Here is a 10074-nt window from a genome sequence, read left to right on the forward strand (position 1 = left end):
CGCCGCTCACTCGTGCCCTGCCGGCCGGTCGGGGCTGATGGTCACGTGCTCGGCCTCCAGGGCGAGCCGCACCCGCCGCGACAGCTGCAGGGCCTCGCGGTACTCGCGCGGCACCTGCACGCGCCCGGCGCGGTCCATGACGGCGTACTCCTCGGCGATGACGCCGTCGACCTCGCCGCCCGGGGCAGCGCGGCGGAGCACCTCGCTGCTGGTCCGCCCGTCACGGATGGCCACGGTGCGCATGACCTGGGAGCTGACCGCCGGGTCGTGCGTCACCACGACGACGGTCGCCCCGAGCTCGCGGTTGGCCCGCCGCAGCGCGTCGAACACCTGCTGCGACGTGGCCGTGTCGAGCTCGCCGGTCGGCTCGTCGGCGAGCAGGACGCGCGGGGCGTTCGCGAGCCCGACGGCGACGGCGACGCGCTGCTGCTCCCCGCCCGACATCTCGCGCGGCCGGCGGCCCGCGCAGTGACCCACGCCCGTGAGCTCGAGCAGGTCGGCGACGCGGCGCCGCCGACGGCGCCGGGACATGCCCGCGAGGTTCATGGGGAGCGCGACGTTCTGGGCGCCCGTGAGGAACGGCACCAGGTTGCGGGCCGCCTGGTGCCAGACGAAGCCGACCATGGACCGCCGGTACGCGACCCGCTGCGAGCCGGTCATCGTCATGAGGTCCCACGACCCGACGCGGACGCGGCCCGCGGTCGCGACGTCGATGCCCGAGAGGATCGCGAGCAGCGTGGACTTGCCCGATCCCGACGCGCCCACCACGGCGACCATCTCGCCCTCGTCGACGAGGAGGTCGAGGCCCTGCAGCGCCTGCACCTCGATGCGGCCCGTCTGGTAGATCCGCACCACGTTGTCGCAGACGATCAGCGCGTCGTGGCCGAACTCGGCGGTCGGCACGGAGCGCGCGTGGAGTCCCTCGAGCGTGCTCTGCGACATCGCCACCTCCGTCCGGCCTCAGGTGAGGCTAGCCCTGCGGGACCGGACTGAGGAGAGGCGCGCGGCGGGGTGCGGGCCGGGTCATCCGAGCGGCGCAGCCCACCGCAGCAGGGTCCCGCGGCCGGACGGCGCGGGCCCGAGGCTGAAGTCGCCGTCGCTCTGGTCGGCCCGCGCGGCGAGGTTGCGGGTGCCCGACGCGCGGTCGCGCACGGCGGGCAGCCCCACGCCGTCGTCCTCGACCTCCACGACCACCCGGCCGCCCGTCACGTCCAGGCGGACGACCACCTCGCGCGCCCGTGCGTGCCGCGCCGCGTTCGCGATCCCCTCGCGCGCGACGGCGAGCACGTGCTCGGCGCGTGCGGCGCAGGCGGCGTCGATCCGCTCGACGTCGCCCTGCTCGCTCTGCGCGGCGTCGACGACGTGGCCGTCGAGGCGGACCACGAGCCGCGGCGGCGTCGGGAAGAGCGGCGCGGCGGCCGCCACCTCCAGGCGCAGCCGGTCGACCAGCGGGGGCACGCCGACGTCGTCGAGCGCACGCAGCGTGGCACGGATCTGGCGGACCGACGCCTCCAGGCCGCGCTGCGCGCCGTCCAGGAGCTCGGCGACGCGCGGCGCGAGGGCGCGCGCCCCGGGGTCCTGGCGCGCCTGCTCGAGCTGCAGCCCGGCGCCGAAGAGCTGCTGGATGGCCAGGTCGTGCAGGTCGCGCGCGATGCGGGCGCGCTCGTCGGCCAGGCCGGCACGCTCGTGGCCCGCGCGGGCCTCGGCGAGCACGAAGGCCAGGGCCGCCTGCGCGGCGAAGGTCTCGGACAGCGCGAGGTCGGCGGGGCCGAACGGGCGCGCGCCCTTGCGGCGCAGCAGGATGAGGACCCCGAGGCTCTCCTGGCCGGACCGCAGCGGCACGTACATCGCGGGGCCGAACTGCCGCATCGGGGCGAGCGGGTGCCGCTCCTGCACGGACGAGGGCGTCGCGTCGCCGACGCCCGAGGCGAACACCTCGATCGAGCGGGCGCCGGGGGGCATGGGCAGCCCGAGGAGCTCGTCGGCGGCGTGCCCGTCCACGATCTCCATGACCAGCTCGCCGCCGACGCCCGGCAGGACGAGCACGGCCGTGTCGGCGCCGTCGATCTCGCGCGCGCTCGCCGCGACGGCCGCCAGCACGTCCTCGGGCTCGGCACCCTCGAGCAAGAGAGTGGTGATCTGCTGCCCGGCGGTGAGCCAGCGCTCGCGCCGGCGCTCGATCGCGTAGAGCTCGGCGTTCTGGATGGCGACGGCCGCGGCGGCGGCCAGCGCGGTCACCACGGCCTCGTCGTCGGTGTCGAAGCCGCCGTCCTTGTCGGCCAGGTACAGGTAGCCGTAGGTCTCCCCCATGACGCGCACGGCGCTCCCGAGGAACGGCCCCATCGGCGGGTGGCCCGCGGGCCAGCCGAGGAAGGCGGGGTGCTGCGTGAGGTCCGCCAGGCGCAGCACGCCCTCGTCGGGGATGCGGCCGAGCACCCCGATGGCGTGCGGTGGGTGCGCCAGGGCGGCGACGACGGCGTCGGGCACGCCCGACTGCACGAACGTCCGGGAGGCACCTCGCTCGTCGAGGATGTTGATCGCGCCGTAGCGCGCCCCGGTCATCTGCGTGCTCGCCTGGACGAACCGCTCGAGCAGGCTCGGCAGGTCGAGGTCGGCCGCGAGCGCCAGGACCGCCCGCAGCAGGTCGGTCGTCGCCTCGGCCCCGTGCCGGTCGCGCACGGGCGTTCGTTCGCGTGCCATGTCGCCCTGATTCTAGGACCAAAGTCCCGGCCTGGGCGTGCGGCTACGCGTTGGGGGGCATGAGGTCGAGCGCGCGCGCGACCGGGCCCGGCTGCATCAGCAGGGCGGGCATGCGCTCCTCGATCCGCGCGACGAGGTCCAGCACGTCGCCCGCCGGAACCGGCCGGCCGATGCCGAAGCCCTGCGCGTGCGGGCAGCCGAGGTCGCGCAGCCGCAGCAGGGTGTCGTCGTCCTCGACGCCCTCCGCCACGACGTCGAGCCCCAGGTCGCGGGCGAGGTCGAGGGTCGAGACCACGATCGACCGGCTCGCGGCGTCGGACGCGAGGCCGGCGACGAAGCTGCGGTCGATCTTCAGCCGCCGGACCGACAGCTGACGCAGGTAGGTCAGCGAGCCGTAGCCCGTGCCGTAGTCGTCGATCGCGAGCGCGACACCCAGATCCGTCAGGTCGTCCAGGACGTGGCGCGAGCGTTCCGGGTCCGCCATCGCGCTCGTCTCGGTGAGCTCGAGCTCCAGCCAGGCCGGCTGGAGGCTCCGGGTGGCCAGGCCGAGCTCGACCGCCGCGGGGAGCCGCGGGTCGAGCAGGTTGCGCGCGGACAGGTTCACCGCCACCGGCAGCGGACGCCCCGCGTCCCGCCACCGGGCGCACTGGTCCAGGGCCAGGTCGAGGACGCGCGCCGTGAACCGGTCCACGAGGTCCCCGCGCTCCACCAGGGGGAGGAACTCGGCCGGCGGCACCAGGCCGCGCGTGGGGTGCTGCCACCGGGCCAGCGCCTCCACGCCCACGACCCGGCCGGTGGCCAGGTGCAGCTGCGGCTGGAAGTGGAGCACGATCTCGCCCTGGTCCAGGGCGACGCGGACCTCACGCAGGGCCGCCGCGGACGGCAGCCGCTCGGCCATCTCCGGGGTGAAGATCGCCAGGTGCTCGGGCCGCTCCCTGGCCTCGTCGAGGGCGGACTCCGCGCGGCGCAGCGCGGCGGCCGCGGTGCCCGCGTCGCGCGGCACCAGCACGACGCCGACCGCGACCTCCAGGGCCAGCGGTCCGTCGGCGAGCGCGTGCGGGCGCTCGGCGATCGTCCGGAGCTGCTCCGCCAGGACGAGGGCCGGCGCGGGCGCGGCCGCGGCCTGGTCGATGACCGCGAACGTCGACTCGGTGATCCGCGCCAGGACCGCCGTCGGGCCCAGGGCCGCGCGCAGGCGGGCGCCGGTCGCGCGCAGGACCTCCTCGCGCTTCGCACGCCCGACGAGCTCGGTCATCTCGGCGAGGTGGTCGATCCCGACGACCAGCACTCCCGCGGAGCCGGACGTGGCCAGCAGGGCGTCGAGGTCCAGGCCGAACCGGCGGGCGTTCGGCAGCCCGGTGCCGTGGTCCGTGTCGACCAGCTCGGCGAGCTCGGCCGCCTGCCGCGCCAGTCGCCCGACGAGCAGGATCACGCGGGCCCCGACGAGCGCCACCACGACGGGCGCGAGCACGATCGCCGCCCACGGTGGCTCCCCCTGCGCGACCTGGACGACCGCCGTGCCGGGCAGCGCCATCGCGGCCGCCAGCAGCACGCCCATGTGGCGGCGGGACGGCACGTCGTCGGGCGTCAGGTCCACGTCCGACAGCTCCCGCATGCTCGGGTGCAGCGCCGCCGCGCCCAGCAGGACGTAGCCGAGCACCCAGCCGAGCTGGAGCGCGCGCGGCATCACCCCGTCGCCCGCGCGGACCACCTGCAGCCCGACGTCCGCGGCCGCCATCAGCACCACGGAGCCCAGGAGCAGCCGCGCACCCGCGCTCGCCCTGGTCACGGCACCCAGCCGTGCCGCGCTCCCCATGAGCACGACGTCGGCGAGCGGGTAGAGCACCGCCACGACGGCCGCCGAGCCGCCGTCGGCGGCCGCGACGCCGGGCGCGATCACCGCGACCCAGGCCACGGCGAGGAGGTTCGCCGCGACGATCCCCGCGTCGAGCCGGCCCTCGAGCCGGCGCACCGGGCCGCGGCTGGACACCAGGAGGACGAGCCCGCCGAGCACGGCGCCGTAGGCGAGCACGTACAGGCCCACCGTGAGCGGGGAGAGCTGCGGACCGTCCTCCGCCCCCCAGCCGAAGTACACGAGGTCGCCCAGCACCCACGCCGCGAGGGCCACGCCGAGGAGCCGCCACGGCCACGGCCGCGACGGCCGGTACCTGCGCAGCCCGAGGAGGATCGCCGCGACGGCGGCCCCACCCACCGCCGACGTCAGCAGCTGGGCCACCGGGCCGGGCGGGAGCAGCGCCGCGGCTGCGGCCGCGCCGCCACCCGCGGCGACGAGGCGGCGCCAGGTCACCCGCACACCAGCCAGATCGGCCGCCCGCGGGCGCGCGTGAGCGGTCGCCGCGGGCGGAGTCGGCTGTCGGCGCGGCGTGCCACACTCGCCCGATGACGCCAGGGGCGCGCTCGGTCGTCCGCACCTACCTCGTGCTCGTCTCGGGCAACACGCTGGCGACGTCGCTGATCTGGGGCATCAACACGCTCTTCCTGCTGGATGCCGGGTTGAGCAACCTCGAGGCCTTCGCGGCGAACGCCTTCTTCACGGCGGGCATGGTGCTCTTCGAGATCCCGACGGGCGTCGTCGCCGATGCGCGGGGCCGGCGCACCTCGTTCCTGCTCGGCACGGTCGTCCTCGCGGCGAGCACGTTCGCCTACTACCTGCTGTGGGCCGCCCACGGACCCTTCTGGCTGTGGGCCCTCGTGTCGGTGGTCATCGGGCTGGGCTACACGTTCTTCTCCGGCGCGACCGAGGCATGGCTCGTCGACGCGCTCGTCGACGCCGGGTACACCGGCACGCTCGAGGCGGTGTTCGGCCGCGCCCAGGTGGTCTCCGGCGTCGCGATGCTCGTCGGCGCCGTGGGTGGTGGGCTGCTCGCCCAGGCGACCTCGCTGGGTGTCCCGTTCGTCGTGCGCGTCTCCGCCCTGCTGCTCATGGGTCTGGTCGCGGCCGCCCGGATGCACGACCGCGGGTTCCACCCCGACCGGAGCGTCCCGCCCGCGCGCGCCGTGCGGGGCATCCTGGCCGCGTCGCTGCGGCACGGGCTGGGGGCGGCCCCCGTGCGCTGGCTCATGCTCGCCGCGCCGTTCGCGTCCGGCGTCGGGATCTACGCCTTCTACGCGATGCAGCCGTTCCTCCTGGACCTGTACGGCGACGAGGGCGCCTACACCGTCGCCGGTCTCGCGGCCGCGATCCTGGCGGGCGCGCAGACCGTCGGCGGCCTGCTGGCCCCGCGGCTGCGCGGACTCGTGCGTCGCCGCACCTCCGCCGTCGTCCTCGGGGTGATCGGCTCGGCGGCCGCGCTCGCCGCGCTCGGGTTCACCAGCTCGTTCGCCCTGGCCCTCGGGCTCCTCGTGGTGTGGGGATTGGTGGAGGCGGCCGCCATGCCCGTCCGCCGCGCCTACCTCAACGACCTCATCCCGAGCGACCAGCGCGCCACGGTCCTCTCGTTCGACTCGCTCATGGCGAACCTCGGCGGCATCGGCATCCAGCCGGCGCTCGGTCGCGTCGCCGACCTGCGCGGCTACGGGCCGTCGTACGTCGTCGGGGCCGCGGTGCAGCTGCTCGCGGTGCCGTTCCTGCTCCTCAGCCGGCGCGAGCGGCACCCCGCGGACCTCGCCGCGCGTCGGACGGCGATGGAAGCATGACCACGTGACCTGGGAGTTCGAGGCGCCGCTGTGGCTGTGGGACGCGCGGCAGGCGGACGCGTGGACGTTCGTCAGCCTGCCGGCCGACGTGGCCGACGAGGTGCTGGAGATCGGCGAGCCGGTGGCACGCGGCTTCGGCTCGCTGCGCGTCGACGTGACGGTGGGCGGGACGACGTGGCGCACGTCCGTCTTCCCCTCCAAGGGCCTGCGCACCTACGTGCTGCCGATCAAGCGGGCGGTCCGGCGCGCGGAGGGTCTCGAGGCGGGCGACACCGCACACGTGCACATCCGCCTCGTCGACGCCTGAGCCGGGCCAGCCCGGCGAACCGGACACTTTCACCCGCTCTCGTCGGGGGTGAGCACTCACCCCGCGCCCGGAGCGACCGATGGAGTGACGTGGACGACGGGCCGAGGGGGCAGACCAGCGAGGACCCGATCCCGCCGGACCACCTTGTGCGCTTCCTCGCGGCCGTGAGCCGCCGCACCGACATGGCCTCGGCCGTGCAGACGGCGGCCGAGCTCGCCGCCGCGGGGCTGGGCGCCGAGGCGGGTGCGGCGACGGTCGGTCGCTCCACCACGTCCGTCGTCGGGTTCGGCCACCTGGCGGCGCCGGTCGCGGAGCTCGTGGCGTCGACCCCGGGCGACGACCCGCTCGAGGTCGACGGCGTCGGCGTGTGCCACCGGCTCGGCGCCTCGTGGAACGCCGGCACCTCAGGGCGGCTGTGGGTCGCCCGGACGGGCTCGCCCTTCACCGCGGCGGACGGCCAGCTCCTGCTCGCGATGGCGAGCGGCCTCGGCCTCGCGCTGGACATGATCGGGGCGCTGGAGCGTCAGGCGAACCAGGAGCGGCTGCTCACCGTGCTGCTCGACATCCAGCGCGCGATCTCCCACCGGTCACCGCTGGCCACGATCCTCGCCGCGATCACCGACGGGGCCAGCACGGTGCTGCACGGCTGGCCCGTCACCCTGGTGCTCGACGACGACGGCGAGCGCCCGCTCGTGGCCGGTGCGCCGCTCGCGGACTCCCCGACCGTGGCCGTGCCCGTGCACATCCACGGCCTCGCGGCCGGCGAGCTGCGGACGACGGCCCCCGACGGCGCCGCCGCGGGCCCGCTCGAGCGCGAGCTGCTCCAGACCTTCGCCGAGCACGCGAGCCTGGCGCTGACGGAGGCCCGGACCTTCGAGGCGATGCAGGAGGCCTTCTGGGACGGGCTGACCGGCCTGCCGACGCGCCAGCTCCTGGTCGACCGCCTCCGGCACGTCCTGCGCGACGCGACCCCGGCGGTGGGCCCGTCGCTGCTCCTGCTCCACCTGGACCGGTTCGGCGCCGTGAACGACATCCTCGGCCGGGCCGCGGGCGACGAGCTCCTGCAGCAGGTCACCGAGCGGCTCCTGTCGATCGTCGCGGCGGACGCGACGATCGCGCGGTTCGGCGGCGCCGAGTTCGCCGTGCTCCTGCCCGGCCCCGGCACCACCCCGCCCGAGGCCGTCGCGCGGCGCGTCATCGCCACCATCGAACGGCCCTTCACCGTGCAGGGCACGCTCGTGCACGTCGGGGTCGCCGTCGGCGTCGCGCACGCGGTGGACTGCCGCAGCGGGACCGCCGACGAGCTGCTGAGCAACGCCGACGTCGCCCGGTACCGGGCGCGCGCGGCCGGCAGCGGCGCCGTCGTCACCTACGACGGGCAGATGCGCGCGGCGCTGCTCGAGCGCCTCGAGATGCAGGCGCACCTGCAGACCGCGCTGGACCGCCACGAGCTGGTGCTGCACTACCAGCCGATCGTGGAGCTCGACACGGGCCGTTCGACGGGCGTCGAGGCGCTGCTGCGGTGGCGGCACCCGGACCGGGGCGTCGTCCCGCCGTCCGACTTCATCCCGATCGCCGAGGTCACCGGCGCCATCGTGCCGATCGGCCGCTGGGTGCTGCAGACCGCGTGCCGGCAGATCGCCCGCTGGCGCCTCGTGGACCCCACCCTGACGATGAACGTCAACGTCTCCGCGCACCAGCTGCGCGACCCCGCCTTCCCCGAGGACGTCCGGCGCGCGCTCGACGCGAGCGGGCTGCCGGGCGCGGCGCTCATCCTCGAGATCACCGAGTCGGTGCTGCTCGAGGACGACGAGCAGACCCTCGACAGCCTGCGGGCGCTGAAGGCGCTGGGGGTGGCCGTCGCGCTCGACGACTTCGGCACCGGGTACAGCGCCCTGGGCTACCTCCGCCGCTTCCCCGTGGACATCCTCAAGATCGACAGGTCGTTCGTGTCGGGCGGCGACGCCGGCCACGACGACGGCGACCAGCTCGTCCGCACGATCGTCGAGCTGGGCCGGGCGTACGCGCTCGACGTCGTCGCCGAGGGCATCGAGGACGAGGGCCAGCGCCAGCGGCTGGTCGAGCTCGGCTGCAGTCATGGCCAGGGGTTCCACTTCGGCCGCCCGGCGGACGAGGAGAGCTTCGACGCCCGGCTCGCGACGGTGCACCCGCTCGTCCCCCGACCCCGCGCCCCGCGCAGGCGCGGCGCCTCGGGCGAGCGGCAGGGCGTCGCCCGCCCGACGCGGGGCTGAGGGCGGGCTAGACGCCAGGGGCGCAGGCGACCTGGCCGAGCTCGTGCAGACCCACCAGGTCACCCTCCTGGTAGGAGCGCAGGCGGCCGGAGTCCTCGGGGTACATGAGCTGGTCGGACTCGTCCACGTGGTCCAGGCCGACGAGGTGGCCCAGCTCGTGGTGCAGCACGGAGACCCATGCCTCCTGCCCCGTCGGGTCGTCGGGGTACTCGCGCAGCTCGGTGTCGAGGTACACCTCGCCGCTCACCCGCACGACGGCGCCCGTCGTCCGGTCCGAGCGGCTCTCGCTGAGCGCCAGGCCGACGACGTCGCCCTCGAAGTCCGGCAGGTCCTCCTCGTCCGCCCACGCCACGAGCACGGGCGCCCACCGGTCGCCGTAGCGTTCGGGCAGGAAGGACGACCGTGAGAGGTCGGGACGCTCCGTCGTCGGGCCGTCGTAGACGAACACGAGACCGGTCGCGCGGCTCAGCTCGCCGAAGGCGTCGAGGAGCACGTCGAGGAACCCGACCGGCGCGCCGTCGAGGTTCACGGTGACGTGGACCGGCCGGCACGGCGACCAGCCGACCGGGGCGTCGTCGTCGCCGTACGTGTCCAGGAAGGCGTACTCGTCGGACGGGACGCTCGGCGGCACCGCCGTGGACAGGCGGGCCGCGGACTCCTCGAAGCCCGGCGACGGCATCCGGCGGGCCGTGGCGACGGGCTTCGGGAGCTCGCCGGCGTCGGCGATGCGCACCAGCTCCGACGGGTCGTCTCCGGCGGCGGTGGGACGGTCGGCCCCGGCCAGCGCGTCCACCCCGACGACGATCCCCACCATGACCAGCGCCCAGACGACGATGGTCGCGAGGATGACCAGCCCGTTCCCGCGCCGCCGCGGCCGGTCGGCGTACGGCGGCACGACGCCCGTCGTCGGGCCGTACGACTGGTACGGGGTGGGCTGGGGGTACTGGGGGTACTGGGCGTACTGCGGGTACTGCGGGTACTGCGGGGCCGGCGGGTACTGCGCGTACGGCAGGGCCGGCGGGTACTGCGGGGCCGGCGGCGTGCCGTACGGCTGGTAGGGCGAAGGGCTCTGGGGCGGGTAGGGCGAGGCCGCCTGGGGCTGCCCGGGCCACGCGGCGGGGTACGGGGGGACCGGCGGGAGGGGCGGGAGGGGCGGGG

Annotated in this window: 7 protein-coding genes; 3 read left to right on the top strand and 4 right to left on the bottom strand. The window is 75.8% G+C overall.

Annotated features, from left to right (window positions below; genetic code table 11):
• Positions 1 to 6 precede the first annotated feature (6 nt).
• The 3 genes from AFE02nite_RS06380 to AFE02nite_RS06390 all read right to left on the bottom strand — a co-directional run bounded on the left by AFE02nite_RS06380 (position 7) and on the right by AFE02nite_RS06390 (position 5008).
• Complete coding sequence (locus tag AFE02nite_RS06380) at positions 7 to 942, bottom strand: ABC transporter ATP-binding protein (RefSeq protein WP_034249557.1); 936 nt, start codon at positions 940 to 942, stop codon at positions 7 to 9.
• Positions 943 to 1023: 81 nt separating this feature from the next.
• Positions 1024 to 2700 carry a GAF domain-containing sensor histidine kinase gene (locus tag AFE02nite_RS06385; RefSeq protein WP_146819221.1) on the bottom strand — a complete coding sequence of 559 codons (1677 nt, stop codon included), beginning with the start codon at positions 2698 to 2700 and terminating at the stop codon, positions 1024 to 1026.
• Between the two features lie 43 nt (positions 2701 to 2743).
• Positions 2744 to 5008 (bottom strand): putative bifunctional diguanylate cyclase/phosphodiesterase, encoded by a 2265-nt coding sequence (locus AFE02nite_RS06390; RefSeq protein WP_146819222.1) that lies wholly within the window; start codon positions 5006 to 5008, stop codon positions 2744 to 2746.
• Between the two features lie 92 nt (positions 5009 to 5100).
• Here AFE02nite_RS06390 and AFE02nite_RS06395 point away from each other — a divergent pair, with 92 nt between their 5' ends.
• From AFE02nite_RS06395 to AFE02nite_RS06405, 3 genes are all read left to right on the top strand, one after another.
• Positions 5101 to 6357: an MFS transporter gene (locus AFE02nite_RS06395; RefSeq protein ID WP_034248575.1), complete on the top strand. Its 1257-nt coding sequence runs from the start codon at positions 5101 to 5103 to the stop codon at positions 6355 to 6357.
• 4 nt (positions 6358 to 6361) lie between these two features.
• Positions 6362 to 6664: a DUF1905 domain-containing protein gene (locus AFE02nite_RS06400; RefSeq protein WP_034248577.1), complete on the top strand. Its 303-nt coding sequence runs from the start codon at positions 6362 to 6364 to the stop codon at positions 6662 to 6664.
• Between the two features lie 89 nt (positions 6665 to 6753).
• Positions 6754 to 8916: a putative bifunctional diguanylate cyclase/phosphodiesterase gene (locus AFE02nite_RS06405; protein ID WP_052114006.1), complete on the top strand. Its 2163-nt coding sequence runs from the start codon at positions 6754 to 6756 to the stop codon at positions 8914 to 8916.
• Between the two features lie 7 nt (positions 8917 to 8923).
• Here AFE02nite_RS06405 and AFE02nite_RS06410 read toward each other — a convergent pair.
• A partial coding sequence (locus AFE02nite_RS06410) for a matrixin family metalloprotease (RefSeq protein ID WP_186814471.1) occupies positions 8924 to 10074 on the bottom strand: 1151 nt, incomplete at its 5' end.

The sequence above is a fragment of the Actinotalea fermentans genome (genome assembly GCF_007991475.1).
Classification (GTDB): domain Bacteria; phylum Actinomycetota; class Actinomycetes; order Actinomycetales; family Cellulomonadaceae; genus Actinotalea; species Actinotalea fermentans.